This is a genomic window from Enterococcus sp. HMSC078F03 (assembly GCF_001811595.1).
Classification (GTDB): Bacteria; Bacillota; Bacilli; order Lactobacillales; family Enterococcaceae; genus Enterococcus; species Enterococcus faecalis.
This window is the reverse complement of the sequence record NZ_KV805542.1, coordinates 26979-53543: the sequence shown is the minus strand read 5'-3', so window position 1 is coordinate 53543 and position 26565 is coordinate 26979. Positions and strand designations below refer to the sequence as shown.

General features: G+C 35.5%; 22 protein-coding genes and 1 pseudogene. 13 read left to right on the top strand and 10 right to left on the bottom strand.

Annotated elements, in window-relative coordinates; genetic code table 11:
* Positions 1-103: 103 nt before the first annotated feature.
* Positions 104-349: a hypothetical protein gene (locus HMPREF2810_RS03380; RefSeq protein WP_224561195.1), complete on the bottom strand. Its 246-nt coding sequence runs from the start codon at positions 347-349 to the stop codon at positions 104-106.
* A gap of 965 nt (positions 350-1314) precedes the next feature.
* Here HMPREF2810_RS03380 and HMPREF2810_RS03375 point away from each other — a divergent pair.
* The 8 genes from HMPREF2810_RS03375 to HMPREF2810_RS03340 all read left to right on the top strand — a co-directional run bounded on the left by HMPREF2810_RS03375 (position 1315) and on the right by HMPREF2810_RS03340 (position 8951).
* Entirely contained in the window at positions 1315-3066 is a 1752-nt protein-coding gene (locus HMPREF2810_RS03375) for a DUF262 domain-containing protein (RefSeq protein ID WP_002384918.1), read from the top strand.
* Positions 3056-4117, top strand: coding sequence for a hypothetical protein (locus HMPREF2810_RS03370; RefSeq protein ID WP_002388528.1), 1062 nt, complete (start codon positions 3056-3058; stop codon positions 4115-4117). The genes HMPREF2810_RS03375 and HMPREF2810_RS03370 overlap by 11 nt, the downstream gene beginning before the upstream one ends.
* The gene (locus tag HMPREF2810_RS03365; RefSeq protein WP_002384921.1) at positions 4098-4292 is read left to right on the top strand and encodes a hypothetical protein; all 195 of its coding nucleotides are present in this window, start codon (positions 4098-4100) and stop codon (positions 4290-4292) included. Before HMPREF2810_RS03370 ends, HMPREF2810_RS03365 begins: the two co-directional genes overlap by 20 nt.
* A gap of 161 nt (positions 4293-4453) precedes the next feature.
* Positions 4454-5722: a nucleotide-binding domain-containing protein gene (locus HMPREF2810_RS03360; protein WP_010774078.1), complete on the top strand. Its 1269-nt coding sequence runs from the start codon at positions 4454-4456 to the stop codon at positions 5720-5722.
* A 7-nt stretch (positions 5723-5729) separates the two neighbouring features.
* A complete protein-coding gene (locus HMPREF2810_RS03355) occupies positions 5730-6224 on the top strand; it encodes a Pycsar system effector family protein (RefSeq protein WP_002384923.1) in 495 nt (164 codons plus the stop codon).
* A 483-nt stretch (positions 6225-6707) separates the two neighbouring features.
* Positions 6708-7151: a DUF3290 domain-containing protein gene (locus HMPREF2810_RS03350; protein ID WP_002355544.1), complete on the top strand. Its 444-nt coding sequence runs from the start codon at positions 6708-6710 to the stop codon at positions 7149-7151.
* A gap of 15 nt (positions 7152-7166) precedes the next feature.
* The gene (locus HMPREF2810_RS03345; protein ID WP_002355545.1) at positions 7167-7814 is read left to right on the top strand and encodes a DUF421 domain-containing protein; all 648 of its coding nucleotides are present in this window, start codon (positions 7167-7169) and stop codon (positions 7812-7814) included.
* Positions 7815-7880: 66 nt separating this feature from the next.
* Positions 7881-8951, top strand: a complete 1071-nt coding sequence (locus tag HMPREF2810_RS03340; RefSeq protein WP_002375935.1) for a hypothetical protein — start codon at positions 7881-7883, stop codon at positions 8949-8951.
* 42 nt (positions 8952-8993) lie between these two features.
* Here the strand turns inward: HMPREF2810_RS03340 and HMPREF2810_RS03335 are convergent, their stop codons facing one another.
* Entirely contained in the window at positions 8994-9308 is a 315-nt protein-coding gene (locus HMPREF2810_RS03335; RefSeq protein ID WP_002355547.1) for a DUF1827 family protein, read from the bottom strand.
* Between the two features lie 194 nt (positions 9309-9502).
* Positions 9503-11743, bottom strand: coding sequence for an ATP-dependent Clp protease ATP-binding subunit (locus tag HMPREF2810_RS03330; RefSeq protein ID WP_002384925.1), 2241 nt, complete (start codon positions 11741-11743; stop codon positions 9503-9505).
* Between the two features lie 302 nt (positions 11744-12045).
* On the opposite strand from HMPREF2810_RS03330, the gene HMPREF2810_RS03325 reads away from it, so the two are divergent.
* The 3 genes from HMPREF2810_RS03325 (at position 12046) to ptsP (ending at position 14401) form a co-directional block, all read left to right on the top strand.
* On the top strand, positions 12046-12237 hold the full coding sequence (locus HMPREF2810_RS03325; protein WP_002366170.1) for a hypothetical protein: 192 nt from the start codon (positions 12046-12048) through the stop codon (positions 12235-12237).
* Positions 12238-12407: 170 nt separating this feature from the next.
* The gene (locus HMPREF2810_RS03320; RefSeq protein WP_002355551.1) at positions 12408-12674 is read left to right on the top strand and encodes a phosphocarrier protein HPr; all 267 of its coding nucleotides are present in this window, start codon (positions 12408-12410) and stop codon (positions 12672-12674) included.
* Positions 12674-14401, top strand: a complete 1728-nt coding sequence (ptsP, locus tag HMPREF2810_RS03315; protein ID WP_002361251.1) for a phosphoenolpyruvate--protein phosphotransferase — start codon at positions 12674-12676, stop codon at positions 14399-14401. Before HMPREF2810_RS03320 ends, ptsP begins: the two co-directional genes overlap by 1 nt.
* 44 nt (positions 14402-14445) lie before the next feature.
* Here the strand turns inward: ptsP and HMPREF2810_RS03310 are convergent, their stop codons facing one another.
* The 3 genes and pseudogenes from HMPREF2810_RS03310 to HMPREF2810_RS03300 all read right to left on the bottom strand — a co-directional run bounded on the left by HMPREF2810_RS03310 (position 14446) and on the right by HMPREF2810_RS03300 (position 18730).
* A complete protein-coding gene (locus HMPREF2810_RS03310; protein ID WP_002403513.1) occupies positions 14446-15525 on the bottom strand; it encodes a WxLIP family cell surface protein in 1080 nt (359 codons plus the stop codon).
* 35 nt (positions 15526-15560) lie between these two features.
* Positions 15561-16300: pseudogene (locus HMPREF2810_RS03305) on the bottom strand (WxL domain-containing protein).
* Between the two features lie 54 nt (positions 16301-16354).
* Positions 16355-18730, bottom strand: a complete 2376-nt coding sequence (locus HMPREF2810_RS03300) for a hypothetical protein (protein WP_025193167.1) — start codon at positions 18728-18730, stop codon at positions 16355-16357.
* A gap of 263 nt (positions 18731-18993) precedes the next feature.
* On the opposite strand from HMPREF2810_RS03300, the gene tig reads away from it, so the two are divergent.
* Together tig and HMPREF2810_RS03290 are read left to right on the top strand one after the other, a co-directional pair.
* On the top strand, positions 18994-20277 hold the full coding sequence (gene tig, locus HMPREF2810_RS03295) for a trigger factor (protein WP_002355556.1): 1284 nt from the start codon (positions 18994-18996) through the stop codon (positions 20275-20277).
* A 111-nt stretch (positions 20278-20388) separates the two neighbouring features.
* Complete coding sequence (locus tag HMPREF2810_RS03290; protein ID WP_002384931.1) at positions 20389-21051, top strand: DUF2238 domain-containing protein; 663 nt, start codon at positions 20389-20391, stop codon at positions 21049-21051.
* A 46-nt stretch (positions 21052-21097) separates the two neighbouring features.
* Here the strand turns inward: HMPREF2810_RS03290 and HMPREF2810_RS03285 are convergent, their stop codons facing one another.
* The 4 genes from HMPREF2810_RS03285 to HMPREF2810_RS03270 form a co-directional block, all read right to left on the bottom strand.
* Positions 21098-23020 (bottom strand): PTS fructose transporter subunit IIABC, encoded by a 1923-nt coding sequence (locus HMPREF2810_RS03285; RefSeq protein WP_002366176.1) that lies wholly within the window; start codon positions 23018-23020, stop codon positions 21098-21100.
* Between the two features lie 23 nt (positions 23021-23043).
* Complete coding sequence (pfkB, locus tag HMPREF2810_RS03280) at positions 23044-23961, bottom strand: 1-phosphofructokinase (RefSeq protein WP_002363177.1); 918 nt, start codon at positions 23959-23961, stop codon at positions 23044-23046.
* Positions 23958-24710, bottom strand: coding sequence for a DeoR/GlpR family DNA-binding transcription regulator (locus tag HMPREF2810_RS03275; RefSeq protein ID WP_010706705.1), 753 nt, complete (start codon positions 24708-24710; stop codon positions 23958-23960). The genes pfkB and HMPREF2810_RS03275 overlap by 4 nt, the downstream gene beginning before the upstream one ends.
* Positions 24711-24848: 138 nt before the next feature.
* The gene (locus HMPREF2810_RS03270) at positions 24849-26408 is read right to left on the bottom strand and encodes a ClC family H(+)/Cl(-) exchange transporter (RefSeq protein ID WP_002361257.1); all 1560 of its coding nucleotides are present in this window, start codon (positions 26406-26408) and stop codon (positions 24849-24851) included.
* Between the last annotated feature and the right edge of the window lie 157 nt (positions 26409-26565).

Here is a 26565-nt window from a genome sequence, read left to right as displayed (position 1 = left end):
AATTTATTTACACAAAATTATTGACGCTCCCTCTGTAAACTGTAAGTATTATAAGTTATGATATTTCATATGATTTTTAATAGTCAATAAGATTTGAGAAGTTTTAATCTATAATTTGACCATCAGAATTCATTTTTTCAATTTCAACTATTTGTTGTTCATAGAATGGCGAGGTAGATATTTTAATCTTTTTATCTGTTGAAATCGTTAAAGAAGAAATATAATGAGGAGTTACTGCCACTTTAGCAGATGTTTCTGACAACGTAATTAATAATGATTGATTGTCGCCAAAAGTAGTATATTCAGAAACAATAGCAACTAATCCATCTTGATTTGTTAGTATCGACAAATACTTAGGAGCTTCGATAATCCATCCAAATTGCATCTTGTGAGTATTCATTATATGTTCCAACTCTCTATTTGTTTTTTTGTTAGTATAATAGTAACTTAAAAAAAGAAAAAGTGCGAGATAAGAAAATCTTTATAGTTTATCTCTAGAAACACTGATAAAAATGGTAGGATAATAAAAGTCAATAAAATCTAAGGTAATCTACCTGTTTTCACGCATATCTTTACGCAAAAAAACTATTTACATCGATAATTGTGTGATAAAAATGGCTGTAAAAAATTGATATATCAGTATTTATTTTTTAGTGCCGGCAAGAGATATCTTGCTTACTTAATAGCACTATTTAGGTTCAGTAAAATAGCTAAAATTTACGCTCTAGATATATTTATATAACGAAAAAGTGATAATTCATTGTTGCTTTAGTTGAATTATTTGTTTTTTTGAAATCAACTAGAACTATCTTCATATCTAGAATATATAGGTAAAGTTATATTTTTATTTTGTTTAGATATGTAGTGTTAAAAATAACGTAGTATGGAATTTAAATAGCCTGTGTTATTTTTCAGGGGTTTTAAAATTTATTCTTGATAAAAATTAATACTTAATATTTTAGAAACGCTTAGAATGTAATACAGGCAGCATACAATCGATTCTGGAGATTTTGAATATATTTTCAGAAGAGAGGAAGTGTGGTCTGGCTTCTGTGAATATTAATTTAAGTTAATAGTAAGAAAAGTATGGATTATACGAGTTTTTTATATCTATTTTAAGTTGATTTTTCTTATAAGTTTGAGATAATATTGTATGATTGGAAAATTTAGAAGAACGGAATATAAAATAGAGTAATTTTACTTGTTATTTATTATGGAACCGTATTCTCTAAAATATTGTTCTTTATTATTGTGATAATTCAAAAAATACACTCACAGATTAAAAAATAAGTCAACTATGCAAGGAGATATGATATGGTGGAAAGAGGATTTCAACCGTTAATTACTATCAAAGAAGCTATTGAAAATATAGACAAAAATATTTATCTATTACCTGCTATCCAAAGAAAATTTGTATGGAGCCCAGAGCAGATAGAATCATTGTTTGATAGTATCATGAGAAAGTATCCTATAAATTCGTTAATGTTATGGCAAATTACTTCAGATGAAATAAAAAATAATTATAGATTTTATTCTTTTTTGAGAAAATATAAACAACGTTTTGGAGAAATGAATGAATATTATAATTCTATGGGACGAACAGACAATTTTTTTGCAGTAATTGATGGACAACAGAGGTTGAACAGCTTATATATTGGACTAAAAGGAAGCTATGCAGTTAAATTAAATCACAAACGATGGGTGGACAATGAAGACAATTTTCCTCCAATGAAGTTATACTTAAATATAAAAAATACCTATAAGCAAGAAACAAAAATTGATAAAGAATATGAATTCAAATTTTTACGTAGAGATAAAGTAGAGAAAGAAAATAAATTAGGTGAAAAATATTGGTTTGAAGTAGGAAGTATTTTAGGCTTGTCAGATGAAAAAAATCGATGTTCTTATTTAGAAAAAGTGGGTTTAGAAAATAATGAATACTCCAAAGATATATTAAATCTGTTATATGAGACTATCAACGAAGAAAAAGTTTTAAATTATTACTTGGAAGATGAACAAAATCTTGATAAGGTATTAGATATTTTTATTCGAACTAATGATGGCGGGACGAAACTTACTTTTTCAGATTTGTTGATGTCTTTTTTAACAGTTCATTGGTCTGATGCGAGGGAAAATTTTGAGGAATTAATTAGAGAAGTTAACCAGTTCGGTGATTTTTCTATCACAATAGACTTCATTTTGAAAAATATGTTAGTTTTATATGCAGATGACATAAAGAGTAGAGTGAAAAATTTTAATGAAGATGTAATTAATAAAATTAAAACTAATTGGGAAAGGATTCGTAAATCAATTCTTAATGCTTTTGAGATGTTCTATAGATTGGGTTTTGAAAACAGAACGTTTCCTGCTAAAAATGCTGCTATACCAATTGTTTATTATATCTATGAAAACAAACTTGAGGATGAAGTTATAAAAAATAGATTCTTAGATTCCAACACGCAAAACGCCAATTCTCAACTCATGAAAAAATGGTTATTATTAGTGTTTTTGAAACGTATTTTTGGTGGGCAATCAGATAGTATCCTTCGAGAAATTCGTAAAATAATTGATGACTCTTCCTCTGGTGTCTTTCCTTTAAAAGAAATAATCAATAGTGCTAAAAGCAATCCTACAAAAAATTATTCTTTTGATGATGCAATAATTGAAGGCTTATTTGAAGTACAATGTGGTTCTGATGACGCATTTTTTGTATTGTCTTTATTCTATCCAGATTTAGATTATTTCAATCAAAATTTCGATATTGACCATATTCACCCAAAATCAAAATTTCAAAATAAAACATTTATGGAAAACCATTTTAGTAAAGAAGAAATTGAGAGGATTGGTAATAATTGGAATAAAATTGGAAATTTACAATTATTAAATAAGGAAAAAAATATTTTGAAGAAAGATAAGAGTTTGTCAGAATGGATGGAAATCAATCACTTGAATAACTCATTTTTATTTATTGATGAAGATATCAAATTAGATATAGAAAATTTTGAATTGTTTTATGAAAATAGAGTTGCCAAGATGAAACAAGATTTAAAGGAGCTTGTTAAATAATACCTTAGTGGCTTGTAATTCAACTTATTATCAGGTAGGTGTTATTATGAAAGATTTCGAAATTGGTTTACCTAAAGACGCATCGTTATTGGTAAATGTTACCGATAAAAATTTATACAATTATGATTTTACATCTTATTCATTATTGCCATTGCAAAGAATAGCTTCAAAATCGATAGCGGTAAAAATTAAAAACAGTTTATTTTCAAATATTTCAGAAATGAGTTTGATTGAAAATTTGTCTAATCAGAAAGAAACAGAATACGTAGCTAGGATACCTGATTTTGCAAAGGAAAAGATAGATTCTGGAGAATGGTCATTTGGCGTAAGAAAAAAAACAGGTGAAACATATGCTGTCATTAAGGATAATTTAAGTGGGGAAAATAAAAGTTTTGTTACTCTTGATAAGAAAATTGTAAAAGAGTTAGGTGTTCTACCAGAGTTATCAGCAATCCAAGGTCAGTTAGCATCAATTTCAGAGCAAATTGAGGGATTAAATCAAATTATACAAAGGGTAGAGAAAGGTCAGTATAATGATAGATATGCGGGATTTTTTTCATCCAGACAATTAGTTGTTGAAGGATTAGCTTCAGAGAATGAATCGAACAAAAGAGAGCTATTGATTAGTTCTATCAAAATTGCTAATGAAACAATTAGCAAGCTAATGCTTTCTATTCACGAAGATGCAGCTCTTTTAATTGATTCAAAAACAAAATCAAAAGATGCACGTAGAATTGATAATTTATTGCAAACATCTTTAGGATATTTAAATTCTGCAGTCCAACTAAACCTAATAGCGTATACAGCTTTGGGAGAAAAACAATCTTTATTTGCAACACTGACAAACTATCACTCGTTTGTTAAACAAGTGTTAATGAAAGAAAACGAAAGCGGAAGAACTATTGCGTGGTTATTAGATAATGCTCACGTGGGTGATGATGGAAGAATTCAGGAATTAACTAATGATTTGTCTACAAAAATTGAAGTGCTCATAGCAACTTATAATAATGAAAGGACAGACGTGACTGAAAATGAAAGAATCGAAAATTAAGACTTGTAAGTATCCAAATTGCAACAAAGAAGTTCCATCAGATAAATCTTTATTTTGTATGGAACATAGTCGTAGCTTAAAGGAAAAAAGAAATTTAGTTGGAACTGCTTTAGGTAGCGTAGCTATTCTAGGAGTGACTACTTTAGCAAACAGTATTATCAAGAAAAAGATTTAGTTGGAATGTTTAATCATGTTATAGTCAATAAATGGATTTAGTAGAAAGCTTACCTCCTTTGGAGATAATTGACTAAAATTTAGAGTGTTTATAATAAAAAGCCTTTATTAGGCTTTTTATTGTAACTATGTGCTCGTATAGCTGAAAGGATGAAAATTAAATTGTATAATAATTATAATAATATTGAAAGAATTTTTTATAAAAACTTACGAAAAGAAAACCTAGATAATAAATTAGAAAAATCTGTAATTCATAGTAGATATATGGATTCTTCTCAAAGTATAATCGTTCCAGAGAATGAAACACTTACTATAGCTAAGTTTCCACCAAATAGATTTTCTGAGAAAATAGGAACACATCCAGATTTTATTGATGAAAGTTTACTTCCAAAGACACAGTATATCTGCTCCATTTTTTTAGATATTAAAGGTTCCACTAGATTGGCACTTAAATATGATTTAGAGACTGTTCAGAAAATAAAAAATGCTGTTCTTTCAACTGGAATTGAAATTATTAGATATTTTGGTGGTCATATCCACCGACTTCAAGGAGATGCAATTTTTGCTTTTACTGGACATAGTAAACTTTTAAAAAGTGATGCAATAATTCAAGCTATAAATGCTGCTTCAGTGATACAATACATGAATCAAAATATTTTGAAAAAATATTTTGAGAATGTTTTAGGTGTATCATCATTAAAAATAAGAATTGGTATAGATTTTGGGGATGATGATGAAGTTCTTTGGTCTAAATATGGCATTGATAATATTAATGAAGTTACTGTGACTAGTTTACATGCTGATTTGTCATCTAAGCTCCAAAATAAGGCTTCTGAAAATAGTATTATGGTTGGAGAAAATGTTTTTTCATACTTGCAATTACCAGATGATTTGCTCAGTGATATCTACATTAAAGGTAGCTCTGAAGAAAAAGACTATTATATTATGAAACACAATTCATTTAATTATAAAATGAAAAATTTTGATTGGTCAAAATATTTAGAAAGAATAGCCCATTTTGAATCGTATGAGGGAGATTTTCAAATAAAATGTTACTATTTATCAGAAAACGAAAGGCGGATACCTTACTATTCAGAAAAAGCATTAGAAAAAGATACAGATATAGTTTATCAAATTGAAGCTAGTCAGTCGTTGCTACATAAAATTAACAGTGTAGAATGGACTGTTTCAAACTCTGGTATTGAAGCTTCGAAAGAAGAAGAATTAGACTATGTAGTCCCAAAGGAAGCTTTCACGGATGAAGATAATGCTGTTTTTCGATGTAAGAGACATACTGCTTTTAATGGACTGCATTATATGATTTGTAAGATAAAAGCTGAAGGAAATATTACCAAAAATAAATATTTTAGTTTATATGTTAATGATAATGATTTATCTAAGAGTTACTTAAAAAAAGCTGAATTGGAGTGATATTTACATGGCATCATCAAAAAAAGACTTTGTTTATTCACAAAATGACTATCTAAACAATTATATACAGTTTGCAGATACTAAATCAGCAGTATTTATAACTGTAAACGGTGTATTGATGGGATTTTTATATACTCAAATTAAAGATAATATGCCTTTCGAATTTGAAAAATCGAAAAATCTTTTTTTATTAGCGAGTATTGGACTTTTACTTGTGGCTTATGTTTTTTTATTTTTAGTTATTTTTCCACGTAGAAGCTATAGAAATGGCAACGGAATTGTTTTTTGGGAAGACGTAACTACCTATAAAGATGCAGAATCTTATAAAATGAAAGTATCTGAAATCCCTCAAGGTAGTTTTGAAGAAGTCATGATTGAACAAAATTATTATCTGGCAAAGACAGCAACGAAAAAGTATAAAAACTTACACTGGAGTTTTATTTTTTCGATAGCTTCTTATATATCTGTAGTTGTTTTTTCTATCCTGAATGTATTGAAATGATTAAAATTAGGTTCCATTGATAAAACAGAAAAGTCACAATAAATAACATATAATTTTCAACTTTTGTTTTGTGATACTTGTCTAATCAATTTTCCTACTAAAATTATTGATTAAGAAGTAATAGGTGTATTGAGAAAAACAAAGGTTGAACATTGCGTTGGTTTGTAGCAGAAATGGATTGCTTTCTAAGATTATTTATTGTATGATGAAGCCTGATAAAAAGGGACTTTCACTTATTTGAAAACCAATTTGCGGAACGCTGGTTTGCGGATAAATATCCAGATGTTGAACTGAAAAGTTTGATGTAAAATTAATTTGTAATCAATCAGTAGCTGAATCTTTAGAAGATTGAAGCTCGGCGCAGTCATTATCAAGATGATTGCGCTGGGCTTTTTCTTGTTATAAGGTATTAAAGCAGGCGTGATTGTTTTTTTTGAGATAGAATACTTACTATAACGAATCTATCAAGGAGTGGACAAGAACATGAATTTTTATGGCATCGAGTATTTAAAAAGCCAATCTAATTTAAATGATTACTTAAAGTATTTTTTTATTTTTGCTTTGTTAATCGGGCTAGTCATTGTGTTTAGTTTTTATGTGCGACATCAAATTCAAACGAAATATCGTGAATTAAGTATTATTATTTTTTTATCATTATTATTTGTTTTAGGGGTTCAATATTCCAATTATCAACTGAACCAAAATCAGCATTCACAATCTTCACAAATGGTACATTTTGTCGAACAAGTGGCACAGGAAAAAAAGGTTTCTCCAGAAAAAGTTTATGTCAATGGTACACAATTGGCTGACGGAACCATAGTTAAAATTGACGAAGTCTTTTATAAAATGAGTTTAAGTACGGATCAGCAGTCTTATACGTTACAAGAAACGTATTTATTAACACCAACGATTGAAATCATAAAGTAAAGTGAGGGAAAATTAATGCAGTTTTATAGTCCAATTATTATTAAATTTGCTTTAGGTATTATTTGTTTAATTGTCCAAATTAATTTGATGGGAAAAGGCAATTTGGCGCCCACATCGGCTATGGACCAAGTGCAAAACTATGTATTGGGGGGCATTATTGGTGGTGTTATTTATAATGATTCAATTACGGTGCTCCAATTTGTATTAGTGTTAATTTTGTGGACATTATTAGTCTTAATTTTAAAATTTGCAAAAGAACACAATCGCTATGTGAAGCAAATTGTGGATGGTAAACCCATTACTTTAATCAAGGATGGACAGGTTGTGGTGAAGGAATGTTTGAAAAATGGTATTTCTGCAAATGATCTAATGTTTAAATTACGAGCAAATGGTATTTATGAAGTCCAGCTTGTTAAACGGGCGGTTTTAGAACAAAATGGTCAATTAACAATCGTCGAATATGGCGATGAAAGTATTCGTTATCCGATTATTGTGGACGGTCAAGCCAACATGGATGTCCTAGAGTTAATCAAAAAAGATGAGCACTGGCTATTAACGCAAATCCAAGAACAAGGATTCCAAAGATTACAGGAAATCTATTTAGGTGAGTATTTATCTGGACAGTTAAGTTTATCGCCGTATGAAGAAAAAACGATTTCTTAGCTATACTTTTCATTCTACTTATATTAAAATTAAATGGTAATTCAATGAGTTTTAAAAGGAGGAAAAATGAAAACTAAAAAGATAGTTGTCGGGTTATTTTGTTCAATGATTATTTTAATGGGGTGCCAACCAGATCAACGAACTGAAAAAATGAAAGAAAGTACTGAAGCAGAAGCAGTCCAAGTAACGAGTGGTGCCTCGGCAGCCACTAATGCCACTTCTGTAAAGCAGGAGGAGCAGACAAACACGAATGATCAACCGAAGGAGAGTGCTGCCAAAGTGAGTTATGAGCGTAATGGACATACCTTTGAAGTTGATGCTGTTTCTGGCGCTACAGTAGAAGCTAATAATGGACAATCAGGAATTAGTCCAGAAGAAAAAGCCCAGAAGATGTATTGGTCAGGTCGTCCAGAAATCGGGGAAGTTCAAGGGGATTATTATCATCATGAAGTCGTGTTTGATGGCGGCTATACGGCTTTAATTGATGTCGTTGTTAAGGATCAACAAATTCAGTTAGTGGAATTTGATGAACGTGGACCTAAAAACTATTATTCTGAAGAATGGGCAGGAGTGACAAAACGTTTATCCGGCTATGCAAATTTTCAAGCGAACAACGCCCGAACCGATCAATCGTTAGTGACCGTTGTTAATACGATGACTTTTTTAGAAAATCAAATGGTTGCTGAAAATCGCCTAGATGGCGCATTCCAGACAGCCAAAGGTCAATCCAATAGCGCTAATAATGGCTATCTTCCTGCTGCTAGGGCTTTAGCCAAGGAAATCAAAGAACCTTCAAAAGAACATTATACAAGTCTAACAGAAGATTTTGGGGAGGGGCTTTCTGGACGTTTAACTGTTATTACGTTAAAAGATTCAGGGAAAATAACCGATCTTCGTTATGATGAATATTTTGCAGATACAGAAGAAGAGATTAAAGACGCAAAACTGAAGGCTTATTCTCGCCAATCAAAATATTTTTCTAAAGATTATGCTCAAAAATCGGGGGAAAATTTCAAAAAAGAAGTGGATGACTTAAGAAAAAAAGCAATCGAGGAGAATAAATTAGTCAGTCCGACAAATGAGGAAGCCTGGTCGGAAAATTATCAAAGTCTTGTAAAAAAAATAACGTCACAATAAATTGAAAAAACTGCCAAAGTGGGGAAACTTCGGCAGTTTTTTTTAGTTTTCCATGAGGGAAACTTTTAATGGAACAGACACTTCGGTCACATGGTTTAACTCAATGATAGAAATTTCATCTGGGTCATAAGCCTCTTTAGGTAATCGTTTTAACAGTTTTGCTAAAATTTCTTTTACTTCTGTCGGACGAATGCGACGATTTTTATTCATAATCAGAACTTCCACATGGTGAGCTGCTTCTGAATAGACAGCGGTCGTGTTTCCTGCTGAGTAGACTTTTACAAAGTAAGCATCCGTGTTTTCCAATTGTTTATTTACTAATTGTTTGTAGCTATTGGTCACATTCACTAATTTCATTTTATCACCTCATTATAGTTGTGTGCTGCAAAAGAGCGTTTCCAATTATGTACAGGAGTTCCAGATTGAATTTTTTCTATGAGGAACAAGTATACGAATATCTTTCTTCTATTATAGTTTTTTTTGATGAAAATAAAAAGTGAAAAGCATAAAAAAATCCGCACGCATTGTTATTAATGCGTGTGGATTTTTGATTATTCTGCTTGGTCAGATGTTGAAGTTTCTGTTTTAGTCACTTCTTGTGCGCCAGTTACGATAATTTTACCTTCGTTATCTAACGCTGCGACTAATTGATGATTTTCAGGATGATCTAGATAGTATTCAGCAATGCCGTCTTCAATTTGTTCTTGAATTGTTCGACGTAAAGGACGAGCGCCCATTGCAGGATCATAACCTAAATCAACGAGTTTCTCTTTGACTTCTGTTGGAACCTCAATGTGTAATTTTTGTTTAGCTAATAAGCTATTTACTTCTTCTAACATCAAGCTGACAATGTTCATCAGGTTTTCTTTGCTTAATGCTTTGAATTCGATAATACCATCGAAACGGTTAAGGAATTCGGGGGTGAAGAAGTTGTTCAATTGACCTAAAACGGATTTAGTCACACCTTCACGGGCAGCACCGAAGCCAACGTTGGCTTCCACAGCTCCTGTTCCAGCATTACTTGTCATGATAATGATGGTGTCTTTAAAGCTGACCGTACGACCTTGTGCATCTGTTAAACGACCATCGTCGAGAATTTGTAAAAACATGTGTAAAACATCAGGATGCGCTTTTTCAATTTCATCCAATAAAATTAAACTATAAGGATTACGACGGACTTTTTCTGTGAGTTGTCCAGCTTCGTCATACCCAACATAGCCTGGAGGAGAACCAATCAGTTTAGAAACACTGTGTTTTTCCATATACTCACTCATATCAAAACGAACCATCGAATCTTCTGAACCGAATAGCTCAAAAGCTAATTGTTTTGCTAATTCTGTTTTACCAACGCCTGTTGGCCCAACAAATAAGAAGGAACCAATTGGGCGGTTTTGTTTGCCTAGGCCTACACGATTGCGACGAATCGCTTTAGCTACTTTATCGACGGCATCATCTTGTCCGACAACATGAGCTTTTAAGTCAACAGCTAAATTTTTCAATTGGGTTTGTTCTTTTTCTTTTAAGTCACCGACAGGAATGCCAGTTTTTTGTTCCACAATGGCTTCAATATCTTTTTCAGTGATGACGGGTGTTTCTTCATCGCTGATTTGTTTTTCTTTCATTGCTTGTAATTTATTGATTTGATCACGATAATAAGCCGCTTTTTCAAAATCTTCTTCTGCGGAAGCTTGTTGTTTTTGTTGTTCCGCTTCTGCTAATTTTTTATCAATTGTTTTTGGATCGACGAGTTGAATAGTTAGATTCATTTTTGAACCAGATTCATCTAACAAGTCAATCGCTTTATCTGGTAAAAAGCGATCTTGAATGTAACGATTGGATAAGTTTGCTGCTGCGTTAATCGCTTCATCTGTATATTTAACATGATGATAATCTTCATAACGTTTTTGCAAACCATGTAAAATCGTTATGGTTTCGGCAACGGTTGGCTCATCTACTTGGACTGGTTGCATCCGACGTTCTAAGGCAGCATCTTTTTCAATAATACGGTACTCATTTAAAGTTGTGGCACCGACTAATTGTAATTCACCACGTGCTAAGGCTGGTTTTAAAATATTGCCAGCATCCATATTGCCATCACCAGCAGCACCAGCACCCACAATTTCATGGACTTCATCAATAAATAAAATGACATTTTCAGCTTCAGTGATTTCTTCAATCAATTTTTGCATCCGTTCTTCAAATTGTCCGCGAATACCAGTTCCTTGAACAAGTGAAACCACATCTAAACGAATGACTTCTTTGTCCAATAATTTTTGGGGCACATCGCCATCGACAATTTTTTGGGCTAAACCTTCAACAACGGCTGTTTTACCAACACCTGGTTCACCGATTAAAACGGGGTTGTTTTTTGTACGGCGATTTAAGATTTCAATGACACGCTTAATTTCTTGATCACGTCCTACCACAGGATCGATATCTCCTTGGCGTGCCGCTTCGGTGATGTTAATCCCATACTCGCCTAGTAAACCTTGACCAGCGCCAGCGCCTCCGCGAGGGGGTTGACCTCCATTACCACCATCACCAAATTGAGTGGGTGGTGTTTGTTGTTCATAAGGATTACCTTGTTGCATTTGGCGAGAAAGAGAACGATATAAATCGTCTAAACTCCCAAAGCCAAAAGGGTCTTGTCCCATATTTTGAGGGGAATTATTTGCTTGATTTTTTAATTTTTGATAGCAGCTTTGGCAATAGTCCAGTTGTTTTCTTTGACCATTCACATTTGCATATAAATGAATTGTTGCTTCATTTTGTTGACAATTTTGACAAATCATTGAATGAAACACATCCTTTCAAAATAACTGAGGCCAGAAAAATAGCTGTTTGCTCTATTATTTCTAGTAAACAGACCATTTTTCCTCAAACCAGCCAAGTACTAGATAGCAAGAATAAATTCTGTCTATAAAACCACTTGACCATTTTTGACCTTTGAGGTTATTATAGCATTTTTTGTAAGAGAATCAAGTAAAAGACCTTGTTTAAAAAAAGGCAAAGATTCGATTTTTTTTACAGACAATTGCGCCATTTTCAAGTAAACTATAAGAGTTGATATTTAAGAGAAAGAGTGGTGAAATCAATGGCTGAAAATCCTTTTGTAGAAAAAATTGCTTCATTAAAAGCTGGAGAAATCTCTGAATTAATCGTGGAGCAAAATGAATTTTTCCAATTTCGTGATGCTTGGATTTCTTTGCCTGACCGCGCGGAAATTGTTGGAGAAGCGGGGTTAAATGGACGAATCATTTATCGTTACCAAAAAGAGGAAGAATAGTCAGTGCAAAACATCACGAAATTTAAGCAAAAAGTGTTGTGTAAGATAGAAAAAAATGGTAATCTTAGAAACTGAAAGGGTCTTTTTTCGAGTAGACGTTTGATTTTAGCGTATCAAGAAAGGAAAACCCTAACATAAAAATTTTTTATTTACGAAGGAGACCGATTTATATGGAAAAGAAAGAATTTCACATTGTAGCAGAAACAGGAATTCACGCACGTCCAGCTACTTTATTAGTACAAACTGCAAGCAAATTTAACTCAGATATTAACTTAGAATACAAAGGTAAATCTGTTAACTTAAAATCAATCATGGGCGTTATGTCTTTAGGCGTTGGTCAAGGTTCTGACGTAACAATCACTGTTGATGGTGCTGACGAAGCTGAAGGAATGGCAGCAATCGTTGAAACATTACAAAAAGAAGGATTGGCTGAATAATGTCTGAGATGCTAAAAGGGATTGCCGCAAGTGATGGCGTTGCTGTTGCTAAAGCTTACCTGCTAGTTCAACCTGACTTGTCTTTCAACAAAACTTCCGTAGAAGATACTGATGCAGAAGCAACTCGCTTAGACGATGCTTTAGCAAAATCTACTGAAGAGTTGCAAGCAATTCGCGACAAAGCAGCTCAAAGCCTTGGTGAAGCAGAAGCGCAAGTTTTCGATGCTCATTTAATGGTTTTATCTGACCCAGAAATGGTTGGTCAAATCAAACAAAATATCCAAGACAACAAAGTCAATGCAGAAGCTGCCTTGAAAGAAGTTACGGATATGTATATTGGTATGTTTGAAGCAATGGACGACAATGCTTACATGCAAGAGCGTGCAGCAGATATTCGTGACGTTGCCAAACGTATCTTAGCACATTTATTAGGTGTGACTCTTCCAAATCCTTCAATGATTAACGAAGAAGTAATCGTGGTTGCCCATGACTTAACACCTAGTGATACTGCACAATTAGACCGTACGTATGTTAAAGCCTTTGTTACAGACATCGGCGGACGTACTTCTCACTCAGCAATCATGGCTCGTTCGTTAGAAATCCCTGCAATCGTTGGTACAAAAGAAATTACTGACAAAGTAAAAGCAGGCGATATTTTAGCAGTGAACGGAATCATTGGGGATGTTATTATTGACCCAACAGATGCTGAAAAATCTGAATTTGAAGCAGAAGCAAAAGCTTATGCAGATCAAAAAGCAGAATGGGATAAACTAAAAAATGCAGAAACAGTGACAGCTGACGGCAAACATGTTGAGTTAGCTGCAAACATTGGTACACCAAAAGATTTAGAAGGCGTACACAAAAACGGCGGCGAAGCTGTTGGTTTATATCGTACAGAATTCTTATACATGGATTCATCTGACTTTCCAACTGAAGAGGACCAATACCAAGCGTATAAAGCAGTTCTTGAAGGAATGGAAGGAAAACCAGTTGTGGTTCGTACAATGGATATTGGTGGGGACAAAGAGCTTCCTTACCTAACATTACCACACGAAATGAACCCATTCTTAGGTTACCGTGCATTACGTATTAGCTTATCAGAACTAGGTGACGGCATGTTCCGTACACAAATGCGTGCATTATTACGTGCGTCTGTTCATGGTAACTTACGTATCATGTTCCCAATGGTTGCTACTTTGAAAGAATTTAGAGCAGCGAAAGCAATCTTTGAAGACGAAAAACAAAAATTAGTCAACGAAGGTGTTGAAGTTTCAAACGATATCCAAGTAGGTATTATGATTGAAATTCCAGCAGCTGCCGTATTAGCTGATAAATTTGCCAAAGAAGTAGACTTCTTTAGTGTTGGAACCAACGACTTAATCCAATACACAATGGCGGCAGACCGTATGAACGAACGCGTTTCTTACTTATACCAACCATACAACCCATCAATCTTACGTTTAATTAAAAATGTAATTGATGCAGCACACGCTGAAGGTAAATGGGCTGGTATGTGTGGTGAAATGGCGGGCGATCAAACAGCTGTTCCATTACTATTGGGTATGGGCTTAGATGAGTTCTCAATGAGTGCTACATCTATCCTTAAAACACGTAGCTTGATGAAACGTCTAGACACAACTAAAATGGCTGAACTTGCTGACCGCGCATTAAAAGAATGCGACACGATGGAAGAAGTCGTTGCATTAGTTGAAGAATATACAAAATAATTAAGTGATTATGAAAGCACATCGACAATTGTCGATGTGCTTTTTTATTGTTGCGATTCACGTATTTTTTTCTTGAAATAATAAATCGTGCTTCCCAAAATGAATAGAAAAACCAGCGTGATGCTACTCACCAGTTTCCAAGGGAAATTGGTGTGTTTTTCAGGTGGGAGGTTGACGGCGGTAGCATTGTATTTTTTAGCTTCTTTTTCTTGGATGACTAAGTGTTTTTCCCACGAATAGTCTTGATAGCCATCGTTTACTTTGATTTTTACAGTATAATTTCCAGGAACAAAAGGTTGTTCCTTTAAGTCAATCCGATAATTAAAATTTGTATTAGGGGCCATTGTTAACGACTCTTGGTGATTTTCGTAGCGAGGTTTAGCTTCTTTTTCATAATATAAAGAGGCGTCGACTTGTAATTTTTTAATCATAGCCGCTTGTTTGTTTTGGAGATTCATTAATACGCGGTTACGACCGTTAGCTTGATCGGTTTTTACTTCATTTAAAGATAATTCTGGCTGAACAGGTTCATCTGTTTCACTAAGTAAGACGCCGACTACATAAGAAAAACGATTATTGATGGCCACGCCGTTTTCTGAGTGAGCAGGTTGTTCATCTGACTTTTGTTCAAAGTAGAGTCCTCCTAAAACATACCCATTAAATGGTTTTTCCGGTAAAATAAGCTGACATTCAACAGTCTTGGTTGAGTGTTTAGGTAGTTGGATTTCTTTTGGTAATTGCGCAATCTCATTAAAAGTAAAAGGTGCAGATGGATCTTTTTTTGTTTCAGCATGAGAATAATCTGCCAAGCCATTATCATTAGTAATCGCTGCATTGGCTGAAGCTAGCACGGTAATGTCGTTGGCTGTTTGATTCGTTAGTTCGATTTGTAGCTTTTGTGTTTGGTTTGGAGCGACACGTAAATCAAAATAACTTGTTTCTTTGGTTCGTTGATTGTCGGGTAAAATGGCTTTTACAGAAAAAGTCATTTCGCTTGCTTCTACAGAATAAGAGCCAATAAAAAATAAAAAAATGATGACGCTAACAGCATGAAGCCATTTAAAAAGCTGCTGATTCATAGTGTGCACTCCTTTTTGACAATTTTTTATAACAAGGTATTGCATGAAGTTGTTTCATGCAATACCTTGGTTGTTTTCTTTTAAAGTGGTGTATCATCCAAAATCCAAGTAAGCGTTGTTTTATATTGTTTAGCTGCAACTTTTTTCGTTGTCGCAGGAACAGTTAATTGAATGCCTTGAGCAGCGGTCGCTCCGCTACCAAAAGCTAATGTCCAAGTGCCCATTCCTGTTGAAAGAGCGGCAGTCGCCACAGGAGAAGTGGCGGCACCAGAGTTGGATCCAAGGTTACTGGGACCGTTAATGGCGCCAAAGAAAGTAACTGTGTTGAATTGGGTGTTGCTGCTAAAAAGGTCAAGGATGCATTATCCAAAACAGCGGGTGTTGAATCACTTGTAGCAAATTGCGCACTCTGTTTAACTGATAATTTCCAGCCAAGATTTAGACCACGTTTGTCAGTTACTTGAACATAGTTTGGCACGCTAATTAAATCGCCAGTACTATTTTGTACTTGGTCCAGTTGTGCCGAATAGATTGCTGTTCCGGCTTGAATTTGTTTTGATCCAAAATGGATATTTGAAACATAGTCAATACTAAGGGGTCCGGCTGTACCAGGTTGATGAGGATCAGCAGGATTAGGTGTCACAGGCTGAGAAGGGTTCGTCGGGTTGACAGGTGGCGTGACAGTATTATCAAGAGCAAACGTAATATCAGCGTTGGATTGAATAGAAGCGACTTGAGCTGCTTCAACTTTTGGACTATTTAAAAGCATAAGAGGCGTAGCAACGAACAAAATGCTTGAAATGCGCACGATCTTTTTCATTTTTTATTCCTTCTTTCTTGTTTATTTTTAACTTTTAAAAAAGCTAAATCCTAATTAGAGGGGTGTATCAGAAAGAATCCATTGTAATTCGGCAGTGTAAGATTCTTTGACCGTTAAATTAAGGTCAGGAGCAACGCTTAAAAAAAGTCCATTTTGTTGGTTCCAAGGAATTTCTACATTGTTATCGTCCGTTGCGGTGTATTGATAAACTTCGGTTGCTAAAGAGGAGAGAGGAAAATCACTGCCATTTTTTCGATAAATGAAAGCTTGCTGGATCGTTTTATTTGTAGAAGTTGAATGCATGGGCTGACTCTCTCTTACCAACAAATGCCATGGTGTTTTTGCAACTCGACCATCGGCAATGAGGAAAGGAGCGCTTATGGTCGATGGTGAGTATATAGTTCGTTTGCTGGGAAAAGGTAAATTTTTAAAGGAAACTGTAGTTGGCATCTGCACAAAACGGAGGGTACCGTTTTTGGTAGGTAAAGACTGTTCCTTAGTGATTGGCGTAATTGGCGTTCCGCCACCATCATTGCCAGTAACCGTGCTAGAAAATAAAAGAAATTGGTTTATCCATTCTTCTGTAACCGTTGCTGTATATTGTAAGGTGAATTGTGTATTGGCTTCTGTAAAATTATCTGCTGGCAGCGAATTGTGATAACTCCAATACGGCAAACCAGTGGAACTATCAGTTAAAAGTTGAAGCCCAGCTATTGGCGTACTTAAACCTGCTGCTGATTGTTTTGTTAATGTAGCAGCTGAAAGTTGGGACAGTCCTTTAGGCACCGTTGCTCGTAATTGTTGATTCATCCACGTTGCTGGTTGATTGGTTAAACGTGTGGTTAACGTAAAACGAATGATTTGACCACTTACGACAGAGTTTGCAGCTTCCCAGAGCCCTTGTGCATTTTTCCGCTCAATGATTTGCGTGACCGTTAGTTGAGGCACAGAATAAGCAACTGTTTGAGAAACAGTAGAACTGGTTAGCAAAGGCAGGCCAGTGCGATTGCTGAGCCCTTGGACCCACAAGCTGACCGTTTCTCCTCCTTGGAAAGTGGGTAAATTAGCAAATTGAAAATGGCCATTGGAATCTAAGGACGTTGTGTAAATAGAACCACCATTTATTTGTACTTTAACTTGATAGGTTCCGTTAGATACTTGAGAAGCTTTACCTGAAAGTTGAGTTGAGCCGGCATTGGCGACTACGTTTGTGACTGGTTGGATTGACCAATTGACACTTTGGTCAGCTGAGGGGCTGCTTTGAATATAGTCGGTTGACGTTTTGGAACGAGCAAAGACAATTGTAGAGAGCGTGTCGCCATATTCTAATGGTGAAGCTAACGATGTCGAGAAATTTCCGGCTGCATCGACAGAAATCCCTTTCACCACAATGGGGGTAGTGGTGCCATCATGGCGGTTCAAGGTTAATTGAACAGAGTAGTTATAGTTTGGGTCTTGTACTTGTTGAATGGTCCCTGTTACAGTAGTGTCCAGATGATTTGGTTGAGTTAGTTTGGCTGGTGTGACTTGAGGAACGGGGTAATTACCTAAACTAAGTTGAGCTTTGCTAATTACGCCTGTTTTTGTATTGTTCCCAATAATAATATTAATTGCACCTAATCCAGTGCCGACATCTGTAAAGGTTCCTCGAATCGGATAGTCTTTGCCGTTAAGAGCAGGAGGGATTGAAATTCCTCGTTTATAAAGTGCGCCCACATCAAACGAAATGGCGGCAGACCATTTGGTTCCGGGAAGTAACACCAAGGTGCTACTTGGAAAAGTCAGATAAACAGAATGATAAGTGCTACTATAAGAGAGGCTGACGCCGTTAGTTGAACTGTGAATATCTTGAGTGGCTGTTCCTGGATAACTGACAGTCCCTGTTAAAAGAGTCAGAAAATCTTGTTGCTTTAGAGTGTCGTTATCTAACTGGCTTGAAATTTCTGTAGGAAGTTGAATAGCAATAATCGGTCGATCATTAATTGCTAAGCCGATAAGTGTCACACTGTATTCATACGAAAGTGTGATAATATCTTGGTTATACGTTCCCGTGCTTAAGGTACTTTTTAAGGTGCTATTACCAACAGAAACACTAGCTGGCGTAGGTGCCATAGGTTCATCGTTTTCAGAGGAAGCATGGGTTTGCTCGGTTTCTTGTTCCACGATATCGGTTGCTTGAGTTGTTTGTTGTTCTGTTGAAACTGAAGTAAATGTTTCACTAAAAGTAGAGGCGTGAGTTGTAGGGTTCAGTGTTTCAGAATGAGCTATCAAAGGTTGAGTCAGCGATAAAAAAAGCCATGATATGATGCAAGAAAAGATTCCCCATACGAACTTATTCAAAACCATCCTCTCCTTTTTTGATATTATATGTATAATGACGAGAATATATAATGTGTAAATATTGAGTACATACATTCTATAATGGGCCATTCATAAAGTAAAGCGATTACATCCGATTGTGAACAAGATATTTTGTTCACAATCTTTTAGTGTTTTAAGAAGGAAATTTCTCGAAATTCTATGCTTTTTTAATCCGAAAAAATTAAAAAACTGATAGTTTGCTAAAAATCGAGTCTTTCTTTCACTTCTTAGCACTTAAAATATTTACATTTTCCTAGGGATAGTGTACTATTTAAAGGTATGCATAAATAAAGTTTGATGTATAAAATTAAATGTTATTCGGAGGGAAACAAATGTCTGCGAAATGGGAAAAAAAAGGCACTAATGATGGTGTATTAACTTTTTCAATCGAACAAGCAGTAATCGAAAAAGGATTAACGCAAGCGTTCAATAAAGTGAAAAAAAACTTAAACGTACCTGGTTTCCGTAAAGGAAAAGTATCACGTACTGTTTTTAACCGTATGTATGGAGAAGAAGCGTTATACGAAGATGCGTTAAACGCTGTTTTACCAGAAGCATATGAAGCGGCTGTATTAGAAGCAGGAATTGAACCAGTAGCACAACCAAAAATTGATGTTGAAAGCATGAATAAAGGGGAAGACTGGGTTATCACTGCTGAAGTAACTGTAAAACCTGAAGTAAAATTAGGCGAATACAAAAACTTAACAGTGTCTAAACAAGACCGTGAAGTAACAGATGAAGACGTGGAAGCACGTTTGAAACGCGAACAAGAATCTCAAGCTGAATTAGTAATCAAAGAAGATGCCGCTGCTGAAAATGGCGACACTGTAGTTATCGACTTTGAAGGCTTCTTAGGCGACGAAGCATTTGAAGGCGGCAAAGGCGAAAATTACTCATTAGAATTAGGTTCTAATTCATTTATTCCAGGCTTTGAAGACCAATTAGTTGGCAAAAAAGCTGGCGAAGAAGTAGAAGTAAACGTTACTTTCCCTGAAGATTACCAAGCAGAAGATTTAGCTGGTAAAGAAGCAGTTTTCAAAGTAACTGTTCATGAAGTAAAAGCAAAAGAATTACCAGAATTGGATGATGAATTTGCAAAAGACGTTGACGATTCAGTAGAATCATTAGACGAATTAAAAGAAAAATTCCGTAAAGAATTGACAGAAGCAAAAGAAGCAGCAGCTGAAGAAGCAAAAGACGAAGAAGCAATTCGTTTAGCTGTTGAAAATGCTGAAATCGTTGAATTACCACACGTAATGGTTCACGACGAAGTTCACCGTTCAATGGATGAATTCTTAAACAACATGCAACGCCAAGGAATTTCTCCTGAAATGTACTACCAATTAACTGGTTCTACAGAAGAAGATTTACACAAACAATTTGAAGGCGAAGCAGAAACACGCACAAAAACAAACTTAGTGATTGAAGCAGTTGCCAAAGCTGAAAACATCGAAGTAACACAAGAAGACATCGATGCTGAAGTGAAAGATTTAGCAGAACAATACAACATGCCTGAAGCGCAAGTACGTAAAGTATTAAACAACGACATGTTAGAACACGATATTCGTATGAAACGTGCGGTTGAAACAATTACTGAAACAGCTGTTGAAAAATAAACATTTTTAATAAGCTCTTCATTCGATAGAGTTTTCTAAAACTGTAGATGGAAGGTGTCTTTCATCTACAGTTTTTTTCATATAAAATAACTTTTGAAAGGGTGTGTCAAAATGGATAAAAATTATTCGAAAATTAAATATGGATTAGTGGTGTTTGGCATCTTATGCTTGACGTACAATCTCTGGGAATTTTTTACGGCTAAGTATTCAACAAAACAAGGTGTGACGTTTGTTATCGAATGTTTACTTGGAATTGGGCTGATCTTTTTACCAGATCTTGTCAATAAATTTTTAAAAATTATTATGCCACCGACCATCGTTTATTTTTACTGGTTTTTCTTATTTATTTCAGTATTCCTAGGAACCTCGTTGCATATGATTTCAATCATTTCGTTCTGGGATAAAATTTTACACTTTGTTAGTCCGATGCTGTTAACTGCTGTTGGTTATGGTATTGCTGGTTTCCTATTGAAGAAAACGAAGTACGCCGATGTTTCCCCGTGGTTATTTTTATTATTTGGGTTTGCATTTGCAGGGCTTTGTGGCGTCTTCTGGGAATTCTGGGAATTTATCTGCGATTCACTAGGGAACATGAACTTACAACGCTATAATATGTCCAACGGCCAACCATTTATTGGGCGTGCTGCTTTAATGGATACGATGGGGGATTTATTTACCAATACCCTTGGGGCCTTTGTGATGGGCGTGTATACGTATATCAGAAGCAAAGGGAATCCTGAGTATTTAGAAAATTATGCGATGAAGAGAAAATAATAAAAAAGCGATTCAACCATGGTTGAATCGCTTTTTTGCTGTTTTTTTAAGCAGGTACTTCGACAGGTTTTTTCAAAAGTCCGTAGACAATTCCTGAAATAATCGCCCCAATTAAGATGAACAATAGATATAGTAATGGATTACTTAATAGGAAGACGACGAAGATTCCTCCATGTGGTGCCAATAATTTGATACCAAACGCACCAACCAACGCACCAGTAAAGGCAGAACCTACCACGAAACTTGGAATCACACGTAATGGGTCAGCTGCTGCAAAAGGAATTGCCCCTTCAGTGACAAAAGAAAGTCCCATTACAATATTGGTTAAGCCGGCATCTTGTTGATCTTTTGTAAATTTATTTTTAAATAAACGAGTTGCTACGAAAATTGCTAATGGAGGAACCATTCCGCCAGCCATTACAGAAGCCATGACCACGCTGCCACCTTCTGCAACAGTACTTGCTAACGTAGCTGTACCGAAAACATAAGCAGCTTTGTTAACTGGTCCACCTAAGTCGATGGCCATCATACCAGCTAATAAGGCACCAAGTAAAGCAGCATTTGTGCCATCTAAACCAAGTAGGAAATGATTTAACGCATCATTAATTGCTTTCATCGGGATGTTAATGACTAACATTAATAAGCCCGTAATAATCAAACCAAAAACTGGATAGAATAAAATGGTTTTAATTCCATCTAATGATTTTGGCAAGCCTTTGAAGACTTTACGTAAAAGAACCACTACATAACCAGCTAAGAAACCACCGATTAGGGCCCCAAGGAATCCAGCTCCGCCAGCATTTGCTAATGCACCAGCCGCGAAACCAGCAACTAAGCCTGGACGATCCCCAATACTAGAAGCAATAAAACCAGCTAAGACAGGTAACATAAAGCCAAATGCTGCGCCACCAATTTGGTTAAACCAGCTAGCTACGTCATTGTAATTACCTAAGTTGGCTAATTGATCTTGAGGAACTCCGATAAATTGATCAATCATAAAGGAAAGAGCAATGGCAATTCCGCCACCAATAACGAAAGGTAACATATGAGAAACACCATTCATTAAATCTTTATAGATACGAGAACCGATTGAACCTTCCGCTGAATCCTCTTGGTCGCTTGCAGCCGAGTCACTGCCATGGAAAGTAGGAGCTTCACCACTAATGGCTAAGTTAATTAGTTCTTCGGTTTTACGAATTCCATCACTGACGGGACGATTGACTAATTTTTTACCATCAAATCGATTCATTTCTACTTTTTTATCGGCTGCAACAATCACGCCATCAGCACGAGCAATATCTTCAGCAGTTAAACGATTTTTAATTCCTTCTGAACCGTTTGTTTCTACTTTAATGTCTACGCCCATTTCTTTTGCTTTTTTCTTCAGTGCATCTTCGGCCATGTAAGTATGAGCAATTCCTGTAGGACAAGCAGTCACAGCAATAATATATTTACGATTGCTTTCTGGTGCTGGCGTTGTTTGTTCTTGTTCTGCTTTTTCTTCCGCTTCTTTTTGATCTTCCGCTGCTTGGAAAAGTGCTTGTACTGCTTCTGGAGTTTCCGCTTCTTTCAATTTGCCAACAAATTCTGGGTCGATAAGTAATCGAGAAAGGGCCGCAAGCGCTTGGAGATGTGTATCATTGGCGCCTTCTGGAGCAGCAATCATGAAGAATAGATAAGTAGGTTGTCCATCTAGTGCTTCATAATCAACACCTTTTTTACTTTTAGCGAAAAGAACTGTCGGTTCTTTTACGGCACTATTTTTTGCGTGAGGCATAGCGATGCCGTCGCCTAAACCAGTCGATGTTTGTGCTTCGCGTTTTAAAATTCCTTCTTTGTAAGTGTCAATGTCAGAGATGCGGCCACCATCGTATAATTTTTGGACCATTTCATCAATCGCGCCTTTTTTATCAGTAGCTTGTAAATCCATAATCATGACATCTTTTATTAATAAATCATTAATGTTCACTCTATTTTCCTCCCTTAGTGGATTTATTCTGAAATTTTTTCAATTGTTACTTCGTGGATAAGTTCTTGGATAAAATCTTCTGAGGCTAAATCATCAGAAAATGCAGTCGCGCTACCGCAAGCGACACCCCATTTGAAAGCCTCTAAAGGATCTTGTGTTTTTGAAAAGTTGCCAATAAAACCAGCAATCATTGAGTCGCCAGCGCCGACAGAATTTTTCAGTGGACGTTTTAAAACGTTGGAACGATAAACACCTTCTGTTGTGAAAAGTAATGCACCATCACCAGCCATTGAGATAATTACGTGTTGCGCTCCTTCTTCTAGTAACCGATGTCCATAAGGTAAAATATCTTCAACACTTGTAAAGGTTGTATGATATAATTCTGCCAACTCATGATTATTTGGCTTGACCAATAAAGGCTTTTGTGACAAAGCGTTCATTAAATCTTCACCTGTCGTATCAATAACAAATTCTGCGCCTTTTTCCTTCACAATTTGGATTAATTCTTCGTAAAATCCTTTGCGTAGAGAAGCAGGTGTACTTCCTGAAAGAACAACAATATCACCAGCCTGAACACGACTAACTGCTTGTTTTAGTTCTTGAATTTCTTCGTTTGTTAGAGCAGGTCCTAAGCCGTTAATTTCTGTTTCAGTATCTGATTTCAATTTAATGTTGATTCGTGTATCAGCAGACACGGGAGTGAAATTCGTTTGGATTTCTTCTTTTTTCAACCAATCGGCAATGAATGAGCCTGTAAAACCACCTAAAAAACCTAAGGCAGTGGATTCTGTCTCCATACGTTTTAAAATACGTGAAACGTTGATTCCTTTGCCGCCAGGTAATTTAAAATCATTCGTCATCCGATTTAAATCACCAATTTGTAGATGATCGACATGAACGATAAAGTCGATAGAAGGGTTTAAAGTCACTGTGTAAATCATTTGTTTGCCTCCATTAAAATAGTTTTTTGCTGGAATCCTTGAAGCGATTCAGCAGGGCAGTAGTCAGTTAGTAAAGTAACTGACTCTAATTCTTCCACTTTGGTAAACGTTACTTCATTAAATTTTGTATGATCCAGTAAAACATAGGCTGTTTCTGCTTGATGAATAGCCAAGGCTTTTAGCGCTGCTTCTTCGGGATCAGGCGTTGTTAAACCAAACTCTAAATGTGCGCCGTTAGTTCCTAAAAAAGCTTTGTTAAAACGAAAATGTTGTAGCTGTTCCATACTAGTGGCACCAATGATTGCTTTAGTGGAGAGCTTCAAAGTACCACCAAGCATAATAGTGGGAATTTCCATATCGCTAAGTTTTGCAGCGTGATGCACGGAATTCGTCACTACATGGATTTGTTTCCCAACTAAAAAAGGGATCATTTCTAACGTGGTTGAACCAGCATCTAAATAGATCATATCGCCATCTTGTACACAACTAACGGCTAAAGAAGCAATCTTTTGCTTTTCGTGCGTGTTTTTGATTGATTTTTCCGTCATGTTTTGTTCAAAGCCTAAATTAAGAATACGCTTAGCGCCGCCATGAATGCGTTCTAACAAATTGGCGTCTTCTAATTCTTGTAAATCGCGGCGGATTGTGGATTCTGAAGCATTGAACAAGCTAGCAAGTTCTTGCGATTTGACGACTGATTTTTGATCTAACAATTGTAAAATTTTTTGATGTCGTTCTTCCGTAAGCATTTTCATCCCTCATTTCATGGATATAATAGCACAAATGAAAACGCTAATCAATCTAAAACGGTCAAAAACATTCAAAAAAATTAAAAAACAGTCATAAGAAAAAAAGAAAGCTGCTGAACTCAGGTTCAGCAGCTTTCTTTAATTCACTAAATCATTCGGTAAAGTTTTTTGATAAATCTCTTTTTTGACTTGGTAAGCGAGTTTTTCATCGGTCAAAATAATGAGCACATCGCCAACATGCATAACAGTATCACCATGTGTTAAAATTTCCGATTCGCCACGCCGAATGGAAGTGAGCAACATTTGTTTAGGCCAGACAAAATCACGTACCATCGTATCATCTAAGGAACTTTCTGCAGTGATAGGTAATTCGATAATCGTTTTGTGGCCACGAATATTACTTACTTTAGAAGGAACCAAACGTTCTAATAAGCTTTCATAAATTGGCTTGCCGCCAAGACTATCGATGGTAATATAACTAACTAAAGCGACAACCCCTAAAGACATTAAATGAGAAAAATTGCCGACCATTTCTGTTACTAAAATAATCGCTGTTAACGGTGCTTTACCAATCGCAGTAAAATAACCAGCCATGGCAAAAATTAAAAAGTTTTTCACAAAAATTGGATCCATCCCTACGTATTGGACAAGTAGACTGCCATACAATGTTCCGATAATGGCACCTAAAGTTAGAATAGGCAAGAAAATACCACCAGGGAGATTCGAACCGTAAGAAACCATTGAAAAAACAAAACGTAAAACCAGTAAGCCGACTAAAGCCCAAATCGTAGTCGGTTGATTGCCTAAAGCTAAAACAATTTGATTCCCACCGCCAAGTAAATGTGGAAAGAAATAACCAATCGGTAAAATCAAAATAAAAGAAACAAAACCATAATAATTAGAAGAAAGGCCTTTGATTTTTCCATATACTTTTGGTAAGGACAACAATGTTTTTTGATATATCCAACCTAATAATCCTAGCAAAACGCCCAGCAGTACTAATGTCCAATAGTACTCTAAAGGCAAAGATTTAACCGGACCAATATAAAGAACTGGCTGCAATCCGAAGAAATGCAAAGAAACAAAGTTAGCGGAAATGGCCGCAGAAAAAGAGGTTAACCAAACTAAAGGTGAAAAGGAATGGTGAACCTCTTCTAGAACAAATAAAAGTCCTGCGATTGGTGCATTAAAAGCGGCGGCTAAACCAGCACTGGCACCACTACTGATTAAAATTTTTTCTTCAGACTTGGTGCTTTGCCGCCATTGACTATAGCCTTGTCCAACCACTGCACCTAGTTGAATTGAAGGACCTTCACGTCCCAAAAATAGCCCAGGACTAATCGCTAAGATCCCACCGATAAATTTTTTCCAAAGCACTGGAAACCAGTGAATTTCTAATTGACCTTGAAGTTGTCCTTCCACTTGGGGAATGCCACTGCCTTTAATTGCTGGTTCGCTTTTGATCAGTCGTCCTAATAAATAAGCAAGCACGAGAGAAAATAAGAACCAAGGAATCATCCAAAAGGTTTTTTCGTGAAACGTTTGATACAGATGAACGACTTGTTCGCCAATTTTTTCAATGCCTAAGCGAAATAAGCTGACAACAAAGCCGACAAGAATTCCGACGACGATGCCTTTAAGGATAAAGCCGATTCGGGTACCATCTAATTGTTTAATTTCATGTACATCATTATTCATTTCATTTTTAGCCTCCATCACTACTTACTAATGTACTGCGGTTTGACTTGATTTACAAGAAAATTTCATATAAAAAGAAAAAGATTTTTTGTTCTTTTCTAAAGAACTTCAAAGGGATTTTTGGTATACTGTATAAGATTGAAAAAAGAGAGAGGAC

What these genes read in the sequence shown, in the direction of transcription:
- HMPREF2810_RS03375 (WP_002384918.1), top strand. Translation starts at nt 1,315, where the DNA reads ATGGTGGAAAGAGGATTTCAACCGTTAATTACTATCAAAGAAGCTATT.
- HMPREF2810_RS03365 (WP_002384921.1), top strand. Translation starts at nt 4,098, where the DNA reads ATGAAAGAATCGAAAATTAAGACTTGTAAGTATCCAAATTGCAACAAA.
- HMPREF2810_RS03355 (WP_002384923.1), top strand. Translation starts at nt 5,730, where the DNA reads ATGGCATCATCAAAAAAAGACTTTGTTTATTCACAAAATGACTATCTA.
- HMPREF2810_RS03350 (WP_002355544.1), top strand. Translation starts at nt 6,708, where the DNA reads ATGAATTTTTATGGCATCGAGTATTTAAAAAGCCAATCTAATTTAAAT.
- HMPREF2810_RS03345 (WP_002355545.1), top strand. Translation starts at nt 7,167, where the DNA reads ATGCAGTTTTATAGTCCAATTATTATTAAATTTGCTTTAGGTATTATT.
- HMPREF2810_RS03340 (WP_002375935.1), top strand. Translation starts at nt 7,881, where the DNA reads ATGAAAACTAAAAAGATAGTTGTCGGGTTATTTTGTTCAATGATTATT.
- HMPREF2810_RS03335 (WP_002355547.1), bottom strand. Translation starts at nt 9,308, where the DNA reads ATGAAATTAGTGAATGTGACCAATAGCTACAAACAATTAGTAAATAAA.
- HMPREF2810_RS03330 (WP_002384925.1), bottom strand. Translation starts at nt 11,743, where the DNA reads ATGATTTGTCAAAATTGTCAACAAAATGAAGCAACAATTCATTTATAT.
- HMPREF2810_RS03325 (WP_002366170.1), top strand. Translation starts at nt 12,046, where the DNA reads ATGGCTGAAAATCCTTTTGTAGAAAAAATTGCTTCATTAAAAGCTGGA.
- HMPREF2810_RS03320 (WP_002355551.1), top strand. Translation starts at nt 12,408, where the DNA reads ATGGAAAAGAAAGAATTTCACATTGTAGCAGAAACAGGAATTCACGCA.
- ptsP (WP_002361251.1), top strand. Translation starts at nt 12,674, where the DNA reads ATGTCTGAGATGCTAAAAGGGATTGCCGCAAGTGATGGCGTTGCTGTT.
- HMPREF2810_RS03310 (WP_002403513.1), bottom strand. Translation starts at nt 15,525, where the DNA reads ATGCAATACCTTGTTATAAAAAATTGTCAAAAAGGAGTGCACACTATG.
- HMPREF2810_RS03300 (WP_025193167.1), bottom strand. Translation starts at nt 18,730, where the DNA reads ATGGCCCATTATAGAATGTATGTACTCAATATTTACACATTATATATT.
- tig (WP_002355556.1), top strand. Translation starts at nt 18,994, where the DNA reads ATGTCTGCGAAATGGGAAAAAAAAGGCACTAATGATGGTGTATTAACT.
- HMPREF2810_RS03290 (WP_002384931.1), top strand. Translation starts at nt 20,389, where the DNA reads ATGGATAAAAATTATTCGAAAATTAAATATGGATTAGTGGTGTTTGGC.
- pfkB (WP_002363177.1), bottom strand. Translation starts at nt 23,961, where the DNA reads ATGATTTACACAGTGACTTTAAACCCTTCTATCGACTTTATCGTTCAT.
- HMPREF2810_RS03275 (WP_010706705.1), bottom strand. Translation starts at nt 24,710, where the DNA reads ATGCTTACGGAAGAACGACATCAAAAAATTTTACAATTGTTAGATCAA.
- HMPREF2810_RS03270 (WP_002361257.1), bottom strand. Translation starts at nt 26,408, where the DNA reads ATGAATAATGATGTACATGAAATTAAACAATTAGATGGTACCCGAATC.